This is a genomic window from Deltaproteobacteria bacterium (genome assembly GCA_016180855.1).
Lineage (GTDB): Bacteria > UBA10199 > UBA10199 > JACPAL01 > JACPAL01 > JACPAL01.
In genome coordinates this window covers 63,355-85,391 of record JACPAL010000005.1, presented here as the reverse complement: position 1 = coordinate 85,391, position 22,037 = coordinate 63,355, and the positions used below count along the sequence as shown (strand labels likewise).

Here is a 22,037-nt window from a genome sequence, read left to right as displayed (position 1 = left end):
GAAAGGAGGGTCTCATGAGTATCAATCTCGCCCGAGGAATTACCGTTGGTGCCGGTGTCATCGGAGGCGTAGGACTCTTAGGTTTTCTGTCAGGCTGTTCCAATCCTTATACCCCCGCGGGCCAGGAGGGGTATGTTTATGAGAAGCCGAGATGGTTTGGAAAGGGGGGCTATAAGGGAACGATCAAGGGGCCGGGAAATTTTGGAAATTCTTTACTAAAGTTAGAGGTTATCAACATTGAGTTGCGACCGACCACCTACGCGACAGAGGTCATGGTAAGAACCCTTGATAAGGTTCTTGTCCCTTTACCTGTTCAGGTAAAGATCTCAGTAAAGCCCGGTACTTCAAGAGAGGTGATCGAAGGGATTGGAGACAACTGGTATGAGTCGTATGTCAAGCCCTCTTTGGCTTCCACCATACGCGATGTCGCAATGGATATCCCCACCTTAAGCCTCAAAGATCAGTCGGGGGAAATAGCCTCTCGCATCGCAACAAAAATGAATGCCTTTCTTAAAGAGAAGCCGTTTGTGTTACACGAGGTGATGGTAGGTGACATATATTTTCCGAAAGAGGTTCAAGAGAATATCGACAGACAATTGGCCTTAAAACAGGAGGTGGAGAAACGGTTTCTTGAGATCGCGTTGGAGAAAGATGTCAAGGCAAGGGAAAGAGGTCTCAAAGAGCTTGAGGCAGGGATTGCGGCAAGTCTTAGGGCGATTAATGCAAGCGCCGAGGCGAATGCAGAGATTATTCTGGGCTCCGCCCGCGCCACAGTCGCCAAAAGGTTGGCTGGTGCTATCACCCCAGGCTATATTGCCCTCGAGGCTGTCCAGGCACAGAAACTGTTGGCGGCCAATCCGGGTCTTAAAATGGTCTACATCCCGCTTGGGCCGGATGGGTCTATTCCAATGTTGCATCTGAACGTCGATCAGAACGTAACTCAAGGAGGGGGAAAATAATATGCCCTCCTCTATTGACCTTGTCCGACAACGAAAGCTTCTCGAAGCAAGCTGTCAACTAGAGACAGATTTCAACAAGATTGCAGCATCCAGGGAGCAATCACGTTGGGACAAACACCTTGCCTACAGAGATCTCTACGAAAAGCTGAAGGAGGGGTATCAAGGACGTTTTCCATTTGTCGAGCTCGACAATAAGGGAGGGGCAAAAGTAAAAGGAAATGATTCGCGTCCCCTCTCATCTTTTTTCAATACTGACGATTTCAATGAACACGAAAATTTCTGGAGAGCCTTGTCCAACACCTCGGCTGTAGCTGATACCCATTTTGGCAGTCCCTTTCCGTCGATCGTCATGACCGGCATTATTGGACTTGTCGTTGGTGCCATCTTTCTATCCATCCCGTTCATGCTGTTGTTCCCACGGTGGAGTGACACAGCCTCTAGATGGGGAGGGGCCCTATTGGGTCTTGCCATTGGTGTGGCTGGGAGGATTCTCTACCTCAAAAACAAGAAGGAATATTATCCCCCTGTTATGATATCGGCTTACGTTGTTGAGGATGCTACCTATAAAACAAGGGTTGACAAAAGCTGCTCAGAGATCTTTCCCCCTCCGGCAGCGGAGGAAAAACAGTCAGAGGTCGTAAGGCCCCACTAAAACGACGGGAGCTCAAAATCCTGACGCTCTTTTTGGCTCTCAATTAATTTATGAGCAATCTGGCGAAAACGTTCCGCCTGTTTTGATTTTGGATCACGCTCGACGATCGGCGTCCCTTGGTCACCCGCCAGACGGGTTTCGATCTCCAGGGGGAGCTCCCCCAAAAGTCTCAGATCCAACGTGCGGTAGCGGGAATGGTTCTCATCCTGGCCGAAGATCGACGACTCCTTATGACAGTGGGGACAGGAAAAACTGCCCATATTCTCGACGATCCCCAAGATCGGCACCTGGGTCATCTGAAACATCTTGATCGCCCTCCGAACATCGGCGAAGGCGACATCCTGTGGTGTTGTCACAACAACGGCCCCTGTTAATGGAATGAGCTGGGCGAGCGTCAATTGGACATCCCCTGTGCCCGGTGGAAGATCAACAATAAGATAGTCAAGTCGGCCCCACTCCACCTGTTCCAAAAACTGCTGGAGCATCTTGGCGAGCATCGGACCACGCCAGACGACCGCATCCCCCTCCCCCATCAAAAATCCCATCGACATCAGAGGGAGCCCAAACCGCTCAAGGGGCAAGATTCGATTTCCTTCGGCAATCCTCGGTTTCTCCCCCTCCTTCACACCACACATGATCGGTATAGAAGGACCGTAGATATCCGCATCGAGAAGGCCGGCCGCCTGCCCCTCCTTCTTGAGGGCTAGGGCAAGATTAACCGCAACCGTCGATTTACCAACCCCCCCCTTGCCGCTCCCGACCGCAACAACATTTTTGACATGCGGGAGCCTTCGGGAGAGGTTGGTCGTCTGCGTTGATTCGGGCATAGGCGGCATTTAGTACTTCGACTCGTAATTACCATGACGTATCTGAAAAGCCAAAAAAATCAATCAAATTACTCACTCAGCACTAGTCCTGAGTGAATAAATTCGTCACCGAATTTATGAATCGAAGGATTTAGTCACACCAGCAGAGCAGGTCAAGGGCTAGAAGTTGTGCCAACAATTCAAGTTGATATATGCAAATTAATAAGATATATTTGCATATGTGTACAAGCGAAAGGCCCTTTTAGGCCTTCAAAACCTGCTTAAAGAAGGAGATTCCGTTCTTGTTTTAGGTCCCAGACAAACGGGGAAAACAACTCTTTTAAACCTTCTTTGTCCTGAAGCGATTCACTACAATTTTGCCGAACCGAATGAAAGACTTCAGATTGCCAAGAACCCGGGACTTTTGGCAAGTGAGGTCCGAGCCAGACTTCCTCAGGGAGGACTTTTCACCATAGACGAGGTTCAAAAAGTCCCGCTTATCTTTGACGCTGTCCAGGTTTTACTGGATGACAAAGAACATCCCTATCAAACTCTTTTGACCGGGTCGAGTGCCAGAAAAATCAAACGCGGCGCAGTGAATACACTCCCAGGACGTGTCCTCCAATGGCACCTGGGTCCACTCACTGCAAAAGAACTCGGTTACTACGATGCAAAAACAGCCGACGAACGGGACAAACTTCTATTATCCATGATGACCCGCGGAAATTTGCCGGGCATTCAAAAAATGCCCGCATCCAGAATGGCCAGACATTTGCGAAGCTATGTTCAGACCTATTTGGAACAAGAAATTTTGGGGGATGCCCTGACAAAAGATGTGGGACAATTTGGGCGATTTCTTGTCGTCATGGCTTCCCGATCAGGTACCCTCCTCAACTATTCCTCCTTAAGCCAGGAGGCCGGGGCCAGCATCAATACAATTAAACACCATGTCGAGGTTTTGGTTGATACGTTGACTGCTTATCTCATTCCCGGTTTTTCTTTGAGTGACACAAAGACATGGCTCTCAACACCAAGGCTTCTTTTATTTGATCTCGGTGTGCGCAATGCCGCTGCAGAAAGGATGTTGGATGAAAAGGCTCTTCAGCCAGAATATGGAAGCCTCTTTGAACAGTGGGTTGGACTGGAGCTCATCGGCTGGATGAATAATCAGGAGCCTCCCATACACTTATATTATTGGAGGACAACACAGAAACGGGAAATCGATTGGATTATGAAGAGAGGCAATAATCTTCTAGCTATCGAAGTCAAATGGTCCCAAGGGTTTAGGCGGACAGATCTTGCTCACCTTCAAACCTTCCGAACATTGATGGAGGACAAAAAATTTAAAGTCCAGACGGTTCTTATTTGCCGCACTCCTCATCCCGCAAAAGAGGGAACCCACCGAATCATTCCGCCCCACTTGTTGTATGAAACTTTGGAATCCTGGGATTCCTGAAATCGGCTTAAGTCAGAGAAGTTGTTGTATCCCCATCAAGATCCCCTTATAGTCGCCAAACCTATGGGATTTCGATGCGGTATTGTTGGACTGCCCAACGTCGGCAAGTCGACCCTCTTTAACGCGATGACGGCCGCCGGTGTGGCGGCGGAGAACTATCCGTTTTGCACAATTGAACCGAACGTCGGCGTCGTCTCCGTGCCGGATGAACGGCTTCAGAAGTTGACCGAGATCTTCAAACCGCAGAAGACAACCCCAACAACAATCGAGTTCGTCGATATCGCCGGCCTCGTCGAGGGGGCCTCTAAAGGCGAGGGGCTGGGGAACCAGTTCCTCGCCCATATCCGCGAGGTCGATGCGATCGCACATGTTGTCCGCTGTTTTGACGACGCAAATGTCGTTCATGTCCATGGAGGTGTCGATCCGCTTCGGGATGTCGGTGTGATTGAGACGGAACTGATGCTCGCCGATCTTGAGGCAATCACCAAGCGACTTGAAAAAACGGAGAAGCAGGCGAAGGTCGGAGACAAGGAGGCCGCGCTCTGCCTCCCTGTTTATCAAAAGGTTCAACAGGCGCTCGGGGAGGGACGACCCGCAAGAACGGTCCCACTTTCAGAGGAGGAGAGGCCGTTCATAAGAGACCTCTTCCTGCTCACCTCCAAACCGATCTTGTATGTCGCCAATGTCTCAGAGTCGGACCTTGCTTCATCCAATGCAAAAGTAGAGGCGTTGTGTGAACTGGCCCAAAAACAGGGATCCGAGGTCGTGACGATCAGTGGAAAGATCGAATCGGAGATCGCCGCCCTCCCGCCGGAGGAACGCCCTGCCTTTCTCAAGGAGATCGGACTCAAAGAATCAGGACTCGACCAACTCGCCCATGCCGGATACCGTTTGCTCGGCCTCACAACCTATTTCACCGCCGGCCCGAAGGAGGTACGGGCCTGGACGATCAATCGGGGGACAAAGGCGCCGCAAGCGGCCGGTATTATTCATTCCGACTTTGAAAAAGGGTTTATCCGGGCTGAATGCTACCATTATGATGACCTGCTCACCTACGGCTCTGAACTCAAGGTCCGGGAGGCAGGGAAAATGCGCCTGGAAGGGAAAGACTACGTCGTCAAGGACGGCGATATCCTCTTCTTCAGATTTAATGTTTAATCGTCCGTTTGAGCGAGTCCCGCCAGATCATGAGGAGAGAGATCCCCGTCAGAAGGATCGTCAGCAGAAGGTCGGTTGATCGGGACGACTCGTTTCCCAACATCGAGCAACCGCCCGCACCGCCCGCCTCACCAACCGTGACATTCTGTTGAGTGCCAGGAGTGCCGGGGGTCGTTCCACCAGGAATATTGATAGAGGGGCCTCACAACTGGAGCAGCTCTCATCGCCACCACACTGATCGTCACCGCAACGAGGAGGCAACTCCTCTTCCGTAGCAAACGCTGTTACAATAAGGGTTATGCTGTCGTTTGAACTGTTATTGTCGGGGGAGGCAGAGACTCCGGCCCAGCCGTTTAACGAACCAGCGACCGTTGCCTTCAAGACCAATGTCACCTCAACAAACCCTCCACCTGCCAAGGGGCCAATACCTCCACAATTAAGCTCGTTATCCCCCTCATAAAACTCACAGGTCCCTTGGGTGATTGCGACAGAGACAAATTCAAACGATGAATCGAAGTCAGCATCGAGACCATAGACCGTCATTGTATCCAACCCGTTATTGGAAAGCCCAATCGTATAAGTGACCTCCGATCCGACGAGGATCGAATCAGCACTCGCTGTAAGGGAGACACTGGCATCGGCCGAGTAAGAGCCGTATTGGACGAGCGCCATCTCTCCCACACTGCCCCCAACCCCCTTCTTTCCGCCAACAAGAAACCTGCCGTTAGACAGCAGCTCAATGGAGGTCGGAATGTCCTGATCACCCCCCAAATTGAGGGTGAGCTTCCCATCCGAATCAAAAGCAGGATCAAGAGTGCCGCTGAAATCGTAACGGGCAATCCCAAAATCGCCCCCCGCCTTTCCGGCAACAAGAATTGTACTGGTGGAATTGTCGATCACAAGGTCATTGGCATAGTCAACGGATGAGGCCCCGATATCGGTCGTGAGCTTCCCGTCACCGCTGAAGGTCGTATCGAGCGCCCCGTTGGAGTTCAAGTATTTCGCCATGGCAAAGTCATTTCCACCCTTGCCGGCAACAATGAGAGAGGTCGTCCCGACTGTCTTTATCGCGTAGGCCGCATCAGAGCCGCCAAAATCGGTCGTGAGCTTTCCATCCCCATCAAAGGTCGTATCGAGTGCCCCCGTAGTGGCATTATACTTGGCTAGGGCGAAATTGTTTGCGGACTGACCGGCAACAATAAGCCGGGAACCAACAAAGGCAAAGGCATACGCCTTGTCAGAACTCCCAAAATCGGTCTTGAATTTTCCATTGCCGGACGAGGCCCCATCAAAGGCGGGATCCAGGGCACCAGAGCTTGTATATTTGGCCAGGGCGAAGTCGGTCGCAGCCCCTGACCCCACAGAGTATCCCACAGCAACGATTCCCCCGCCAAAGATAGCAACAACATCCCGTGCGGTATCGGCACCCCCAAAGTCGGTTGTCACAATGCCGTCGGTGTCAAAACTCGTATCGAGAGTCCCATTGGTGTTATAGCGAAGGACCGCAAAATTTCCGTCCTTCTCACCCGCAACGACAATTTTGCCACCACTAGAGCCAAGCGAGAGCGCATAACCGATATCCTGATCGGTTCCCAAATCGGTAATAACAACACCATTACCATCCGCTCCGAATGAACTATCAATCGTCCCATCGGCATTAAACCGGGCCAGAACAATGTCATTATCGGTTCCCTGCAGATGATATCCCGCGACGACGATCTTGCCATCCGCTTGAATCTCAACATCGTTGATAACCGTCTTGTCACTCGCGTCCGCTACGTCCAGATCGAGCGTGACAATCCCGGTCCCAGCCGGGCCAAAGCTCGTATCTAAATCATCAAGGCCCGCAAAAAGCTGACCGGTCATTAAAAGGAGCGCGAACAGAGTAAGGTATATTTTCCTCATGCCTTAGGTAGAACTGCAAGTGAAATGCCAATACGATCGTTAAAAAATACCATTGCTTTCATGGTGTTGAGATGATGACCGAATTCAAAGGAAGGTTTACAGACCCCAGTCTCTACCAAAACGTACCCAGGCAAGTGGAATCAGGAAAAACAGGAAGAGAAGGGCTGTTGAATCGGGGCCACTCGTATTGGAGGCGATCCGGCAACCGCAACCACCGGCCTCTGCAACTGTCTGATTCAGGTTGCCTTGCCCCGTCGTATTACAACCGGGATCACCGGGTTGGCAACCGGAGGGAGGCTCCTCCTCCTCGGTCTCCTCATCCCGACAACGGGAACCATTGAAGAAACAGAGACGGCTCTCCTCCTCTTCAATCTCCTCTTCCGACAATGAGGAGGTTATCTCTCCTCTTTTTGTGTTATCCGAGCTGTCTGGATCCATAATTGCGGAGGAGGTAGAGGCATCGAGCAGGATCTTCCCCTCCTGATTGGAGGAGAATGTTAACTCAACCTCAAAGGAGGCACCGGACGCCAGCGAGCCAATATCACAGATGACCGGTGACTCACCATGACAGAGGCTGGAACTGGTCGATTCAAAAATAGCACTGTCAGAAAGCTCAAGCGTCAAGACAACTCCCGTCGTATTATTGGGGCCATGGTTCTCAACAGAGACGCGAAAACTCGATTCATCTCCAACAACCAGGGATGATCCATTCTCAATCGTGACACCAAGATTCGCCGCAGCCACGACGGTTCGTCCCCAGGATGTTACATTATTAGACAGATCAAAATCCAAAAACTCCCCGACAACTTCAACGCGACTCTCAAACGGGCCAACCGCCTTGGGACGGACGGAGAGGGTGACCGGCAGAGAAGCCCCCGAAGCAAGCGTCCCAACAGGACATCGAACCCGCCGGTGATCTCCGCAAACGGTCGTGGTGTGGAGCAGACCGCAATAATTTACCACCGTCGACGTACAGCCGGAGAGAGAGGAGGAGACAAATTCCGTCTGCAGAGGGAAATAGGCCGTTAACTCAGCAGAACCGTCGTCAGGACCGTCACTCTGAACAAGGAGACCGACGTTGATCGTCTGTTCGGGAATGATCGTTGTGGGAATCTCTCCCGTCAGACTTAATGTAACCCCCATCGCATTATCGTGATAGTACCGGGCAACGGCAAGCTCTTCATCCGCAATACCACCGACAAGAATCCGACCATCCCCCTGGAGTTGCACAGCATACCCTTCACCGCCCGTTGAGGTTCCGGGGAGGGAAAGTGTCATGAAACCGTTTGTTCCAAATGTCGTATCAATCGACCCGTTGGTGTTATAGCGAATAAGGGTGAAATGCGGTGTCCCGCTACTCTCACGGCAGGTACCCGCAACGACAATCTTTCGGTCTTCCTGGATCGCAACACTCGCCGCCTTTGCATTCGTACAACCGGGGACATTCGTTATTGTCGACCCATCGCTGCTGAAGCTGTTATCCCAAGTCCCATCGATGTTGTAGCGAGCAACGACGATCTGATTATTACCGGAGACCTGCCCGAAACCGACCGCCACAATCTTCTGATCCCACTCCTGAACCGCAATCTCGGTCATCCTTTCCATTGTCGAACCGCTGATATCGCGTCTCACGTAACCACTCGTCCCGAAACTCGTCCTCAAATCTCCCTTGAGGTCAAACTGGACAAGACCAAAACGGTCACTCGTTCCATCACCCGCAAATCCCCCCAGGATGAATCGCTCATTATGGGAATCATAGGCAATGGATGAGGCGACGTCTTGTGTCGTATCGGGGAAGTTTGCGTCATTCCATCCTGGCCGCCCCTCCTCCCACTGACCAAAAAAGGTGCAAGGAGTTCCAGTGTCATGGAGACAACCGATAATCGGAACCCAGGTCGACGAATAGCCGGTGATTCCCGCAATATGAATATTGCCTAAATTGGGATGCGTATAAACATCCGTCGCGATATCAACCCAGGGGTACGGATTGGGTCTTACCCTCCAATTAACGGCTCCCTGAGGCGTCAGACGAAGGACACCGATATAAAGTCCCGAACGACCGACAACAATAATCTTTCCATTATTGCTGACAGCAACTGCCGAGGCCTGATTGACCCCTACTCCGCCAAAGTCGTCCGTAACGAGACCGTCATTGCCAAAGGTGGTATCAAGAGAGCCATCGGAGAGAAACCGGGCGACCGCAAACGACTGGTGGCTCGCCTCCTTCATCGTTCCGACCACAATTATTTTCCCGTCCGGTTGAATGGCGATATCAGCAACCCCGTCGATCTCCTGCTCAAAGTCTGTCAATCCAACCCCTTCTAGGCCAAAGGTAAAATCGAGATCCCCCGGGGCCGAATGAAGAGGGACCGAAAGAACGATCGACAAAAAGGATATAAAAAGGGCCTCTCTAATCCGCATCACTCGTATACTTGAGCAAGATACGTACCAGGTGATTGAAAAAAATCGTCTGCCAACCATCCGAAATTAAAAGATAAATCAACACCTGTTTTTTTAGAGGACCTTCTACAGGAAGGATAAATGCCCTAAATTGATGTCTTACAACCCCAGTTGCCGAGCGGGGTCCGACATGCTATGGAATTTAATTCATGTCGCAAAAAGCACGCCTCATTATCGCCTGTCCCGAGACCTGTGCCGATGTCTATTGGGCCACCTGCTTCTCCGCACCGGACCCGGTCATCTTTATTGAGCAGAGGGGCAAAAAAAGCCTGCTCATGTCCGATCTTGAATACGGTCGCGCCAAAAAAGAGGCGGAGGTGGATGAGGTCATCTCGACCTCCTCCTATTCAAGAAAGCTCAAGTCACAGGGGAAGAAGGAGGTTAGTGAAATAGAGATCCTTACCACCGTTCTGCACGAAAGAAAAATCACCTCCCTCGAGGTCCCCTCCTATTTTCCGATCCGGCTGGCGCGGCTTCTGGAAGAAAAAGGATTTACGGTGGATGCGATTCCTGATCCGTTTTATCCCGAACGCCAGATCAAATCCGAAGGAGAGAAAAAAAAGATTGTGAACAGCATCCGCGCGACCGAAGAGGCGATCCGTTTTGCGATTCAGACAATCCGGGGCACCCGGATCCGCGGGAACAAGCTCCTCTGGAACGGCGCACCACTCACAAGCGAGAAACTGCGCCACTTGATGGAGCTCAAAATGATGGAACGGGGTTACCTGGGACAAAAGACGATCGTTGCCTGTGGCAAACAGGCGGCTGACCCGCACTGTATCGGTTTTGGACCGCTTCAACCGTACCAAACAATCGTGCTGGATGTCTTCCCCAAGTCACTGGAGTCCGGCTATCACGGCGACGTGACACGAACGGTTTTCAAGGGAACCCCTTCTTCAAAGGTGATTTCAATGTATGAAGCGGTGCGGAAGGCGCAGGCGAAAGGATTCTCGCTTGTCCGTTCCGGCGTTGATGCGCGTGATGTCCATGCCGCCGTCGCCAAAACGATGGAAGAGCAGGGTTTCAAGACGGACTTCAAAAACGGGAGGCCGGAGGGCTTTATCCATACGACAGGGCATGGGCTCGGCCTTGATATCCACGAACCACCCCGGATCGGTCCCAGAAGTACCCTCCTCAAAAAAGGACAGGTTGTAACCGTCGAACCGGGTCTCTATTACGAAAAACTGGGTGGGGTTCGCATTGAGGATGACGTTTATGTCACCCATAAAGGTTGTGAGATCCTCTCCATCCTCCCCCGCGACCTACAAATCCTTTAGGATCTCTTTCCTCTTTTTCTCGTATTCCTTTTCGGTGATCAATTCTTCTTGCCTGAGACGCTCGAGCTCTTTGAGTCGATCCCTTGCATCAAGTGTTTTGGGAGGGACCTTTTCCGGTTTGGGATTCGAGAATTTTGGGCCGGCTGTATTTTTGACGTTGTTACGGATTCCATTCTTCGTAAAAACATTAAGATCAAAAACAATCTCCTCAGGATCCCAGGAAATCCGGTTTTGTCCTGGCTGTAATTCCAGGGTGACGCCAATCCCCCTCGCCTCCTGCGTCGCCTGAAGTGAACCTTGTGTCGTTCGATCTCCAATGAGTTTTGCGTAAATCTTTTGAAACTGGAGATGGAGCCCGTCCTCCTGGAGATAGGCCCGGAAAATCGTTAAGCGGTCGTTGGCCAGGCCATACTTGCGGCTCTGGGTAAAAAAGGAGACAGAGACAACCTCTTCCGGCCCCACCCTTCGAAACGCTTGAAGAAGATACGGAAGCAGGTACTCCACATGCCTCTCCTGAAAGAGCTGTTGCTCCTCAATATCCCTCTGGATCAGAAACTTCTTGTTGAAGCGGAGAGAGCTCAAAATCTCCCTCATTTGCCTTGAGTCAAAGTCGTACGGATGACGAAGCCCCCCTCCTCTCTCCTGCTTTTTCGCCTTCGCAATGCGAACCCAATCGAGACGATTGGGGCTCTTGTAAACATAGTTGCCCTTGGAACAGGCAAAAAAAACAACACAGATCAAAAGAGAGAGACTAAAAAATTTCCCCATCGGTTGGATGACCTAAACAGTTCGACCCCTGCTGTCAACATCCTGCACCACGATACCTTGTGGTCATCGGAGAAGATCGGGACGCCTTTTTTTGGTCTTCTCCATCGCCCGCTCCTGACGCCAGCGCTCTATTTTGGAATGATCCCCACTCAAAAGGACCTCGGGGACGCGATGCCCCCTGAATTCCTCAGGGCGTGTATACTGGGGATACTCCAGCAGCAAGGAAGGTTCCTTGGGATTGAATGAGGTAAATGACTCCTGTGAGAGAGACTCCTCTTTGCCAAGCAGGCCGGGGATCAATCGAACGAGTGCCTCCAGAAAGACCAGGGCGGCCACCTCTCCGCCTGAAAGGACGTAATCGCCAATCGAGATCTCTTCATCGATGAAATGATCGATCACACGTTGATCCACCCCTTCATACCGCCCGCATAAAAGAACGAGCTGGTCATACTGGAGATAGGAGGAGAGTCTCTCCTGCCGAAGCGGCTCCCCCTGAGGTGAAAAATAGATCCGGCGCCTCTTCCCGTGGGAAGGGATCGCCTCCAGGGCCGTGACAATCGGCTCCGGACTCATCACCATGCCCGCCCCACCGCCATAGGCCCGGTCATCAACCTGGTGGTGTTTGTTATAAGCAAAATCACGGATATTGCAGAGCCGTACCGAAAAGAGCGACCGCTCCAGCCCCTTTCCCACCAAAGAGGTCTTGAGCGGAGTCTCAAAAAACTCCGGGAAGAGGGTCAGGATATCAAACTGCATCAGAATTTATTCGATGATTTCAAGAATCGACTTTTTGCCAATCTTTGTGGAGGCGGCCCCAAGAATTGTCCTCATCGACCGGGCGTTTCTCCCCTCCTTGCCGATGATCTTACCCAAGTCCTCCTTGGCCACCTTCAGTTCATAGACGGTCGTCTGCTCTCCCCCCACCTCAATCACTTCGACCTTGTCAGGATTATCAACCAGCGACTTTGCCATCACCTCAACGAGGTTTTTCATGTCCGACATGAGACGACTCCGATTAAGCAGCCTTCCCAACACCTGCCTTCTTGAGGATATGTCCAACGACCACAGACGGTTGGGCGCCACACCCAAGCCAATAACGAACCCTGTCACCATCAACCTTTGCCTTTTCAATCCCCTGCCGAGGGTCGTAGAAGCCGACAACCTCCTGGGCCGCCCCCTTGCAAGCAGCGTGGGAATCGATCACCACAATCCGATAAGACGGCTTTGAACGAGCACCAACACGCATGAGTCTTAGTTTCACTGCCATAGGGGGGTGATCTTTAGAGAACGACTGACGGAATGTCAAGGGTGTGAAATTTTAGGTTAGAATCAGCCCAAAATGTGGTAATCTCCATGGAATTCCATGCTGGCAGGGGGTAAAAAAATGGCCCGGATACGGGTCGCAGGACCGGATCGCAAGGGGATCATCGCCACGGTGACGACCCATCTTTTCCAGAACAATCTGAATATCGAAGATATCGACCAGAGGATCCTTGAAGGTTTTCTGGTCATGAACATGCAGGTCGATCTATCAGGTCTCAGAGGACCCCTCCCGCTCTTCCGCGAAGGGTTAAAAAAAGTGGGGCGCTCGATCGGGATGGAGATCACCCTGGAGGTCCTGGAGGAGCGCCGGATCAAAAATGTGGCCCTTCTGGTTACAAAGGAACCCCACTGCCTCACAACCATTTTACAGAAGATGAGAGAGGGAAAGATTCACGGACAGGCCCGTCTGATTCTTTCCAACCGACGAGAACTCAAACCAACCGCGGATCAATACAAAATCCCCTTCCATTATTTTCCTTCGGCGAAAAAGCAGGAACAGGAGCAGAAAATTCTAAAGGAACTCTCCCGCCATGAAATCGACCTCATTGTACTGGCCCGGTACATGCAAATCCTCTCACCGGAATTCTGTTTTCGCTATGAGGGAAAAATTATCAACATCCATCCGTCACTCCTCCCGTCGTTCCCGGGAGCCCGTGCCTATTCCCAAGCATTCCATAAAGGGGTAGAGGTTGTCGGTGTCACCGCCCATTTTGTCACCACCGATCTGGATCAGGGGCCGATCATTACGCAGGGGGCGTTCCGGATCAACAAATCCAAAGAATCGCTCGAGTCGATTGCGGTAAAAGGGAAAAAGCTCGAGGCGGATGTCCTGGCAAAGGCCGTCAAACTATTCTGTGACAACCGTCTGGCCCTCCGACGCGGGAAGGTGGTCGACAGCCGGCACCTTCATGAGATGGAACAGAAGGTTAAAGAATTTTACAGTTAAAATTACCCTTCTCTTGGTGCTTCAAAATACAGTAAGCTCCTCTATCGGTGGGAGAAGAAACAACAGAACTTCATATCGCAGGGAAGGATTATCGACTGATCCGAAAGATCGGACAGGGGGGGTTCGGGGAGGTCTACCTGGCCCTCGATGAGGCTGGCCGGGAATATGCATTCAAGATTCTCTATGCCGCATCGAATCCGAGCCGGATTGCGTCCTTTAAAAATGAATTCCTCCTGCTAACCCAGCTCAAACACCCTGGTCTCTGCAAGCCACATGACCTTGTCTATTCCGACAAACTGAAACGTTACCTCATCCTCTCCGACTTTGTTCGGGGAGAAGATTTTTTCAAGGGGACTGCCAACAAATCGGTTTTGGAGATAGAGGAACTCGCCATCCAAACACTGGAGATCCTCGACTATCTCCACAAACACAGGATTATTCATTTTGATATCAAATGCCCTAACATCCTCATCAACGAAGAGAAAAAGGTAAAACTGCTCGATTTCGGCGTTGCCCATCTTGAGACCCAGCCGTTAAAACAGCTGGCCGGTACTCTTTTTTATTCACCCCCTGAAATTCTTTTGAAATCGCCCCATACCGATCGTCGTGTCGATCTTTACTCGCTAGGAATCGTTTTTTATCGGGCACTCACCCGTCATTTTCCATTCAGTGAAAAGGACCCTGGCGAGGCACTCAACTGGCACTTGAGAAAAACAGTCACCTGGAACGAGGAGGAGGAATCAAAAATTCCTGCTTATCTCCGGAAGCTCCTTGAGATGTTGCTCAAAAAAGAGCCAAGCGAACGGGTCTCGCAAGGTTTCAGCGCAATCAACTGGATCAACCTCCACACGCAAAATCGTTACGGAGAGAGAGAGGCCAGCAGTGCCTCCCCCCTGCCGGAAGAGGGGCGGCTCGTGGGACGTCAAAAGGAGATGGAGGAGGCGAGGGAGGCGTTGAACAACCCGGCGGGTCAGGCGTTTCTTTTTACGGGCGAATTGGGAATCGGCAAAAGCCGGCTGCTCCATGAGATCAAGTATCAGGCAGAATTCAAGGAGATCCCCTGTCTATGGCTTGACCGCTTCAACCAGAAGGATGCCTTCTCACAACTACGCAAGGGGCTTGAGCTCCCTCCTTCCAAAACAGCGGCCGATTTTTTTGAACACTCCCTCAAGACCGTTCACAAGAAGGCCCCGCTGATCCTGTTTGCCGATGATCTGCAGGACTCGGACCCGTTGTTCGCCGAGTGGCTGGCACAGGTTCAAAGAGAGATCGGGACCGTCTGTCTCATGCTCAGTTGGCAAGGGACACTCCCCTCGCACGGGGCATTCGCCAATCTTTTCCAAAAGGCAAAAATCCACCCCCTCCCTCCACTCTCAACGGAGGAGATCGGCCTCTACTTCACTGAACTCCTCGGAGGAAAAAAGGTACCGCCCGAATTTGAGGAATGGCTCTCCTCCTTCTCTTCCGGCATTCCGCTACTCGTTGCAGAAGGGGCCCGATACTACCTTGAGGGAAAAGGGGAAGGAAGGCTGCCTGATACCATTGAAAATCTCTATCAAAACAATCTCGAAACGCTTGCTCCCGAAGCCCAGACGATCCTTGAAACAACGGCCCTCTGGAGAAAAAGCATCACGCTGGAAGAACTGGCCGACTCTTCGGCTCTCCCGATGACACAACTAGCCATCTTTGTTCCGTCCCTTGTGGAACGGGGCTTGCTGAACCGACAGTCAACCTTCGGTCAGATGGAGGCCCGTTACCAGATTCCAAACGAGGCACTCGTGCGTCTCTTGCAACAACGGCAAAAAAAACTGCTCCGCCAAAAAAAGGGCAAGAGAATCCTGCACAGCACACAGAAGGAGAAAGATCCGTCGCTGGAAGATCTCGTCGCCTACGCCTTTGAATCGGGCGAAAAGCGGTGGGCCAAGCGATATCTTCTGGAACTCGGTTCCTACTATCAGTCGACTTTTCAGACCCGGCGGGCGATTGAAAACTACAAGGATTATCTCCAGTCTTTCACCAAGGACAAAAAGGGGACTCTCGAGGTTAAAAAAAAGTTGATCCCCCTGCTTGTCTTGGCAGGCCGGCCCAACGACGCACTCCGCCTTTTTCCTCCCCGTGAAAAACTGTCTCTGGAGGAACGAAAGCTGATGGGCTGGGTCCTGACACGGTCCGGAAAATTTCATGAGGCAGCAGAATTTTATGTTGAGGCACTTCAGGAGAGCGATGACAAGGACCCCCTCCATAGTGAGCTGATGAACGCGCTCGCCAACGTTTATGTTCAAACCCGGGAGTTCCAGAAGGCGATCACCCTCTTTAAAACAACCCTCCCCTCCCCCAACACTCCCGACAAGGAAAAATTCCGCCTCCTCATCAACAACAATCTGGGACTCGCCCTCTCCCTCACCGGTCAGATTGATGAGGCACGGCGGTTTGAAAAAGAGAAACTGGAGCTGTTTCGAAAGTTGGGAGAGAAGCACCAGATCGCCGTCAGCTTAAGTCAGCTCGGCTTTATTGAGCTTCAGGGACAACAGGTGACAGACGCCGACCGTTATTTTATGGAGTCCCTTTCACTCTCCAAGGAGCTTGGTGACCTCCATAATATCCTCATCATGCTCGACAACCTCATCACGATCGCGCAACGCCGAGGACGGTACCACGAGGCGATTCAATATCTTGAAGAGGCAACCCGATACCGGAATCTTGTGAGCCCCCCTTATCAGATCATACAAAATTATCTCAAGGGGGCCTTCCTCTATCTGAACCTCGGTCTCTCGCAAACAGCACATGACATGCTCTGCAGGATTAATTCACTGACTTCAACCGGCCCTTTCCCCGGACTCACCGCATGGATCACACTGGCCTGGGGCTACTACTACCGGGCAATCCAATCCCATGAAAAGGCGCGTGAGAAGTTCGAAGAGGTTGTCGATCAGGCAACAAAGACAGCCGATCCCCTCTTGAACGGTTGGGGACACTATGCACTGGCGGAGATCTACCTTGAGGTGCGGCAGTCGGAGAGATCGGCGGCGGAGTACCAAAGCGCTGCAAAGCTTTCCGATCGTTTCGATCAGGAGCTCTCTCTTCGAATGCAGCTTCTAAATCTGACCCTTCAAAAAAAGGGGGGACTCCCACCGGAGGAAAAGCTTAACGACAGATTGCGTGAACTCGCAAAAACCTGTGAACAAAACGGCCTCATGGAGATCGCTGCGGAGGCGTACGCCCAAATTCCGGATAAAAGGGGGGGCACGATTTATCAGGAGATCGCCTCCCTGCTGCCGGAGGAGTATCGAGTTGCCTATCTGGAGGATCCACTGCGATCTCAGAATCTCCGTTCGCTTGAACAGGAGCACTCCTTACGGAGGACTTAAAGGGAAAACAGTTGTTGAGGGATAAGTAAATTCCGCCGTCTCCGGCAGATCAATAAAATTCTCGGAGGCTGAGTTAATCCCCGCATTAGTACAAATACCATAATTGATCCTCTCCCCGGTCAGCCGGTAGGCACAGATACTCCGGTCCTGCCAATCGATCGGTCCGCCGATGTTGTCGTGTACGAGCTGACCGCTCCAGTACGGCTGGCACTCATCCCACAATCCAACTGTCTTCAGGTCAGAGGCCCCTCCAAACAGGAAACTCTCCCGGTATTTCCGAACCTTCACGAGTTTCGAGAAGCAGAGTGAAGAGAGCTCTTCATCCGCCACAAGGACCCTCCCCTTCTCACCATCCGATTGTCCAACATGGTAGCCATAAGCAATCTCCGTCCCCCTGTCAGTTAAGTCCTCATGATTCCATTTAAACTGCATGTCGATGCCCGGCAATGAATCACTGGGAAAGAAATCACTCGGGTGGAGCCAGAAGGCACCCGCCCCTTCACCCGTTGTATCACCGGGGGCCGTGTTCAAAAATCCTGCCATAAATCGTTGCCATGAAGAGGAACTATCCGATCGGATCCAGACACGGAAACAGATCGGCAGAGAAACGGTGCTACCGGAGCATTGGGAGGTCTCGGTGCGCGAAGAAGAGAAGGTTCCAAAATCAATATGAAGATCCCAACCTCCGTAGGTATCGTCAGCTGAACAAACCTTGCCGTCATAAGAGGTTTGTGTGGCGGAGCTCTCAACCGCAATACAGCTAAACATCCCGTCGGACGAAAAGACCTTGTCCCCAATCTCCTGTAAAAGATCGACGAGATCAGTCCCCATCGTGATGAGACTACAGACACCGCCGGTACAGACACTCTTAGACCGGTTTTGAACCACCAAAGATTGTGAACGGTTGGCCTCCCCCGTCAACGAGGAGATATCGATTGTTACCCTCGTTGGAAAGCGGAAGGCAGACGGACCAGGTATCTCCACCGGCCCGGCGGTTGGAGGAACAACACCAGGCTGCTCTTCCTCCGACGCATCATCGGAAGATTCATCAATATCATCAATCGAATCGGTTGAACTGCTGCTGGAGCTACCCCGAGAAGGTGCAGCGGTCCCACTACTGCTGGTTGTCGTACCGGTGCTCGTCCCCGTCGTGTCACCACCATCCGGGGTCGGGCAGGCGCCCTCCCCGACAAAAAGAAGGGCAACAGCAAATACCGTGGTCAGTTTAAGAAGTTTTTTAAATGACCCTCTCATACCATCCCTTCCCCGTTAAGCATAAAACCCCACCCCCACTTCCCAAATGAAGCAATCGACGTGCCAAAGACCCAATTTCTTAACCCGCTAATAACAAACTTGTTTTAAAACAGAAAGTTCAAAAATCAGGTGCAAATCAACCCCTTAGCTGTCGCTTTTTTGACCCCCTCTATTATCTTAGGTGACGAATTTATTCACTCAGGACTAGTGCTGAGCGAGTAATTTGATTGATTTTTTTGGCTTTTCAGATACGTCATGGTAATTACGAGTCGAAGTACTTAAACACCACCTTAAAAAAACCAATTCGGAAAACTCCTTCCATATTTAAACAATAGGTGGTAAAAGTTTTCCGGAAATTGGGGGATCGTCCAAATGCTCGATGCCGATTATCAAAAAGAGGTTGAGGAGCTAAAGCTTGAGGTGGCCGAGATGTCGGACCTCGAGGCGTTCATGCTCTCATCTGAAAATGTTCAAAAGGCGGTCCTTCATGGCCTGGTTCGTTCGGTTGCGAAGGCGGATGTCAACGTCCTCCTGACAGGGGAATCCGGGACCGGAAAAGAGTTAACCGCCCGGGTTATCCACCAGCTCTCGACGCGCTCCAAGGGGCCTTTCGTTGCGATTGACTGCGCCGCGATTCCGGAAACGCTCATTGAAGGTGAACTGTTCGGACATGAAAAGGGCTCCTTTACAGGCGCAGATGCCACACTTCAGGGAAAACTGGAGACGGCCAACGGAGGGACACTCTTTCTCGATGAGGTCTCCAACATCCCGACGTCGGTTCAGGCCAAACTCCTCCGTTTTCTGGAATCGCGGGAGTTTGAACGGATCGGAGGGCGCAAGTCGATCCGGACTGACATCCGAATTATCGCCGCCACGAATACCGATCTGGAGGAGCTGGCCAAGGAGAAGAAATTCCGAATGGATCTTTTTTACCGCTTGAATGAATTCCCGATCTCCATCCCCCCCCTTCGGGAGAGGAGAGAAGATATTCCGATGCTCTCAAACCGCTTTCTCGTGAAGTTTCAGGATGCGATCCAGCATAAGGTGGTCGAAATTTCTCCAACGGCAATGCAGAAACTTCAGGCCTACCATTACCCTGGAAATGTGAGGGAACTCCGCAATGTCATTAAACGGGCAATGGTGGTTGCCAAAAACCAGATCGAGGTGAATGACCTCCCGGTGGAGGTTCAGAAGGCTCAAGTCGGACCCAAAAAAATCGATCCTGAGATTCATGTACCGATACTGGGCGAGGTCAGTCTGCCGGATGCCGTCCGCAAAAAGGCACAAGAGACCGAAAGGCAGATGATTATCGATGCCTTGAAGAAGACCGGTGGGCATCATGGAAAGGCGGCTGAATTGCTGGGGATTACCTCGCGGACCCTCTACAACAAGATGCGAGATCTGGGGCTGTAAGAATAAACGTTCCTCATTCCAAATTGAATGGAATCTCTTTTCCGGGTTTTCTTATTATGAGGTCAGTTTTTATCGAAAATAAACCGATTTCCCTAAATTTCTGTGCGGCATACCGCTTGCAGGGATAACCGCCGTGATATTGAAATTATTCCTTCCCCTGATCCTGATCTTGAACCTCTCCTGTCTCGTAGTCCCCCCGGAGTCGACCTCTACAGAGACAGATGAAATTCCCGACAACAGCGGGACAGTCTCTATTGGATTTGACGAGGGAGAACCGACCGGTAATGATTCACTATCATCCTGTCCTGATGCAGAAATGTGGTACGATCCCACAACCAATCAGATCTGCCACCACGATTCAGTGACGGGGGCAACCGACTGCGAAACAACCGACATGACCTGTCTCCTCGATGTGTTAACAAACACCTATACCTGCCAAAAAGTGGAGGGGGGAGATCAAATAATCGTCATGTTTAGACTCGATCCCGATACAGGTCTTTATCGGAGCGATCCAAATTGTCTACCGACACCGTCGTTAACAATCTGCGGCAATGGGCTCTGCGAAGAGGGAGAGGACGAGTATATTTGCCCTGTCTGTGCAGATCCCTCTCTCCCATGCCCCATGGGTCCCTGTATACTCGCCTGCGAGGAGGACTGTTTTGAGACAGTACCAACCTGCGGTAATACTATCTGCGAAGGGGGAGAAGACGAGTATATTTGCCCTGTCTGTACAGATCCCTCTCTCCCATGCCCCACCGGTCCCTGTACACGTGCCTGCGAGGAGGACTGTTTTGATCACCCTCTTGTCGACTATCCACGCATGAATCCGGATGTCTGGTATGACCCCGCAACCGGCGAGGTCTGTCATCGGGATATCGCAACGGAAGTCGTTTCCTGTGAGGCAACGATGATGACCTGTTCCTTTGAGGAAGAGCACGGCCACGAGTTTTACAGCTGCCTTACGGAAGAGGGAGGATACGATATATTCCATGATGACCCGGTGACAGGGAAGTTCCTCTTATGTGAAGAGTGTTCCTCTCGGCCACCGGTACCCCCTCCTCCTTCACCCAATCCGAGCAGAACCGGTTCCTGTGTCGTCTGCTTTAGAGATCCGTATGGCCCCTACGGTTCAGAAGACCCCTGTGCCTGCTGCGCCGGCAGGTTTATGTCGGGCTACGATGAGGTTCACTGTTCCTTCCGTCTTTCCAATTCATACGATCAATGGGTATTGGAGATCAGTTACCTGTGCCACTTGGAGACCGAAACGATTTCAGAGGTAAGCGTCAGCCGAAATGGAAACAGTCTGGACCAAGAGGCCGCCGAGGCGGCCTATTACCAGAGCGATTCAGAATCCCATCCCGCTCTTTGCCCGGATTTGCCCGAACTGCCTGAGTCCGATGATGATTCGTATCCCCCACCATACACCTTGCCTCCCTCTCCCATGCCCCACCCACCCGAGGTCTGTAGTGGAAACCATAGCGAGGAGGGGGAGGCCAGTTTCTGCCCTGACTGTCAATCGGCCTCTTCAGAAGAGAATGATGAAGAGGCGGCCCGGAACGATTTTTGGAATTTCTGGAGAGACTACCGCTGAAGACCAAAAAGAAGGATCCATTCCCCCTTTTCAGGGACATCCCTTCCGATCTTTGGGAGAAGATCGGCTAGTGGGCCACGAAAGAACCCCTCGTGAATTTTCGTTAATTCATGTGCCGCAACAGACGGGATGTTGCCAAACAGTTCAAGGGCGATCTGCAGGGTTTTCCGGACACGAAAAGGGGACTCATACACCACAAGAGTTGCCCCCTCCCCTTTAAGCGACTCCAGCAGACGTCTCTTCTTCCCCTCTTTAAGAGGCAAAAAGCCGACAAAATGAAATTGATCGGTTGGAAGTCCGGAGGCCGACAACGCCGCAATCGCCGCGGAGGGGCCAGGAATCGGAACAACCTCGATCCCCTCCTCCAGAACGGAGTGAATAAGATTGTACCCGGGATCGGAGATTCCCGGTGTCCCGGCGTCCGAGACGAGGGCGATCGACTTCCCTTCCTTAAGCTGACGTATCAAATGTTCTCCCCGAGTGATCTTATTGTGTTCAAAGTAACTCACGAGCGGTTTTGTGATCTCATAGTGGGTCAACAATTTTCGTGTGTGACGCGTATCTTCGCAGGCAATGAGATCGACCTCTTTTAAAATCCGTAGTGCCCGAAGTGTGATGTCCTCGAGATTCCCGATCGGAGTGGCAACGATGTAGAGGGTGCCGGACATGTTAAAAAAATTTCCGCAAGTATTCTACTTTTA

General features: G+C 51.6%; 18 protein-coding genes. 9 read left to right on the top strand and 9 right to left on the bottom strand.

Annotated elements, in window-relative coordinates:
- Positions 1-14 precede the first annotated feature (14 nt).
- On the top strand, positions 15-959 hold the full coding sequence (locus HYT77_03175; protein MBI2066996.1) for a hypothetical protein: 945 nt from the start codon (positions 15-17) through the stop codon (positions 957-959).
- 1 nt (position 960) lies between these two features.
- On the top strand, positions 961-1,611 hold the full coding sequence (locus tag HYT77_03170) for a DUF3995 domain-containing protein (protein ID MBI2066995.1): 651 nt from the start codon (positions 961-963) through the stop codon (positions 1,609-1,611).
- Here HYT77_03170 and HYT77_03165 read toward each other — a convergent pair.
- Positions 1,608-2,438: an Mrp/NBP35 family ATP-binding protein gene (locus HYT77_03165; protein MBI2066994.1), complete on the bottom strand. Its 831-nt coding sequence runs from the start codon at positions 2,436-2,438 to the stop codon at positions 1,608-1,610. The genes HYT77_03170 and HYT77_03165 overlap by 4 nt on opposite strands.
- 220 nt (positions 2,439-2,658) lie before the next feature.
- On the opposite strand from HYT77_03165, the gene HYT77_03160 reads away from it, so the two are divergent.
- Together HYT77_03160 and ychF are read left to right on the top strand one after the other, a co-directional pair.
- Positions 2,659-3,873 (top strand): ATP-binding protein, encoded by a 1,215-nt coding sequence (locus HYT77_03160; protein ID MBI2066993.1) that lies wholly within the window; start codon positions 2,659-2,661, stop codon positions 3,871-3,873.
- A gap of 63 nt (positions 3,874-3,936) precedes the next feature.
- Positions 3,937-5,031 (top strand): redox-regulated ATPase YchF, encoded by a 1,095-nt coding sequence (ychF, locus tag HYT77_03155; protein ID MBI2066992.1) that lies wholly within the window; start codon positions 3,937-3,939, stop codon positions 5,029-5,031.
- A gap of 60 nt (positions 5,032-5,091) precedes the next feature.
- Here the strand turns inward: ychF and HYT77_03150 are convergent, their stop codons facing one another.
- Both HYT77_03150 and HYT77_03145 read right to left on the bottom strand, forming a co-directional pair.
- Entirely contained in the window at positions 5,092-6,936 is a 1,845-nt protein-coding gene (locus HYT77_03150) for a hypothetical protein (GenBank protein MBI2066991.1), read from the bottom strand.
- A gap of 96 nt (positions 6,937-7,032) precedes the next feature.
- Positions 7,033-9,324 (bottom strand): hypothetical protein, encoded by a 2,292-nt coding sequence (locus tag HYT77_03145; protein MBI2066990.1) that lies wholly within the window; start codon positions 9,322-9,324, stop codon positions 7,033-7,035.
- A gap of 221 nt (positions 9,325-9,545) precedes the next feature.
- On the opposite strand from HYT77_03145, the gene HYT77_03140 reads away from it, so the two are divergent.
- On the top strand, positions 9,546-10,673 hold the full coding sequence (locus tag HYT77_03140) for an aminopeptidase P family protein (protein MBI2066989.1): 1,128 nt from the start codon (positions 9,546-9,548) through the stop codon (positions 10,671-10,673).
- Here HYT77_03140 and HYT77_03135 read toward each other — a convergent pair.
- The 4 genes from HYT77_03135 to rpsP all read right to left on the bottom strand — a co-directional run bounded on the left by HYT77_03135 (position 10,659) and on the right by rpsP (position 12,708).
- Complete coding sequence (locus HYT77_03135; GenBank protein MBI2066988.1) at positions 10,659-11,441, bottom strand: hypothetical protein; 783 nt, start codon at positions 11,439-11,441, stop codon at positions 10,659-10,661. The two genes, HYT77_03140 and HYT77_03135, sit on opposite strands and share 15 nt — an antisense overlap.
- A 63-nt stretch (positions 11,442-11,504) precedes the next feature.
- Positions 11,505-12,197 carry a tRNA (guanosine(37)-N1)-methyltransferase TrmD gene (trmD, locus tag HYT77_03130; GenBank protein ID MBI2066987.1) on the bottom strand — a complete coding sequence of 231 codons (693 nt, stop codon included), beginning with the start codon at positions 12,195-12,197 and terminating at the stop codon, positions 11,505-11,507.
- 6 nt (positions 12,198-12,203) lie between these two features.
- A complete protein-coding gene (locus HYT77_03125) occupies positions 12,204-12,434 on the bottom strand; it encodes a KH domain-containing protein (GenBank protein ID MBI2066986.1) in 231 nt (76 codons plus the stop codon).
- A gap of 22 nt (positions 12,435-12,456) precedes the next feature.
- A complete protein-coding gene (gene rpsP, locus HYT77_03120) occupies positions 12,457-12,708 on the bottom strand; it encodes a 30S ribosomal protein S16 (GenBank protein ID MBI2066985.1) in 252 nt (83 codons plus the stop codon).
- A gap of 117 nt (positions 12,709-12,825) precedes the next feature.
- On the opposite strand from rpsP, the gene HYT77_03115 reads away from it, so the two are divergent.
- Positions 12,826-13,710, top strand: coding sequence for a formyltetrahydrofolate deformylase (locus HYT77_03115; GenBank protein ID MBI2066984.1), 885 nt, complete (start codon positions 12,826-12,828; stop codon positions 13,708-13,710).
- A gap of 47 nt (positions 13,711-13,757) precedes the next feature.
- On the top strand, positions 13,758-17,078 hold the full coding sequence (locus tag HYT77_03110; GenBank protein ID MBI2066983.1) for a protein kinase: 3,321 nt from the start codon (positions 13,758-13,760) through the stop codon (positions 17,076-17,078).
- Here the strand turns inward: HYT77_03110 and HYT77_03105 are convergent.
- Positions 17,064-18,332 (bottom strand): hypothetical protein, encoded by a 1,269-nt coding sequence (locus tag HYT77_03105; GenBank protein ID MBI2066982.1) that lies wholly within the window; start codon positions 18,330-18,332, stop codon positions 17,064-17,066. The genes HYT77_03110 and HYT77_03105 overlap by 15 nt on opposite strands.
- 372 nt (positions 18,333-18,704) lie before the next feature.
- Between HYT77_03105 and HYT77_03100 the strand changes: the two genes are divergently transcribed.
- Together HYT77_03100 and HYT77_03095 are read left to right on the top strand one after the other, a co-directional pair.
- Complete coding sequence (locus HYT77_03100; GenBank protein ID MBI2066981.1) at positions 18,705-19,745, top strand: sigma 54-interacting transcriptional regulator; 1,041 nt, start codon at positions 18,705-18,707, stop codon at positions 19,743-19,745.
- 133 nt (positions 19,746-19,878) lie between these two features.
- Positions 19,879-21,336 carry a hypothetical protein gene (locus HYT77_03095; GenBank protein MBI2066980.1) on the top strand — a complete coding sequence of 486 codons (1,458 nt, stop codon included), beginning with the start codon at positions 19,879-19,881 and terminating at the stop codon, positions 21,334-21,336.
- On the opposite strand, the gene rsmI is transcribed toward HYT77_03095, so the two are convergent.
- Entirely contained in the window at positions 21,327-22,004 is a 678-nt protein-coding gene (gene rsmI / locus HYT77_03090) for a 16S rRNA (cytidine(1402)-2'-O)-methyltransferase (protein ID MBI2066979.1), read from the bottom strand. The genes HYT77_03095 and rsmI overlap by 10 nt on opposite strands.
- Positions 22,005-22,037 lie beyond the last annotated feature (33 nt).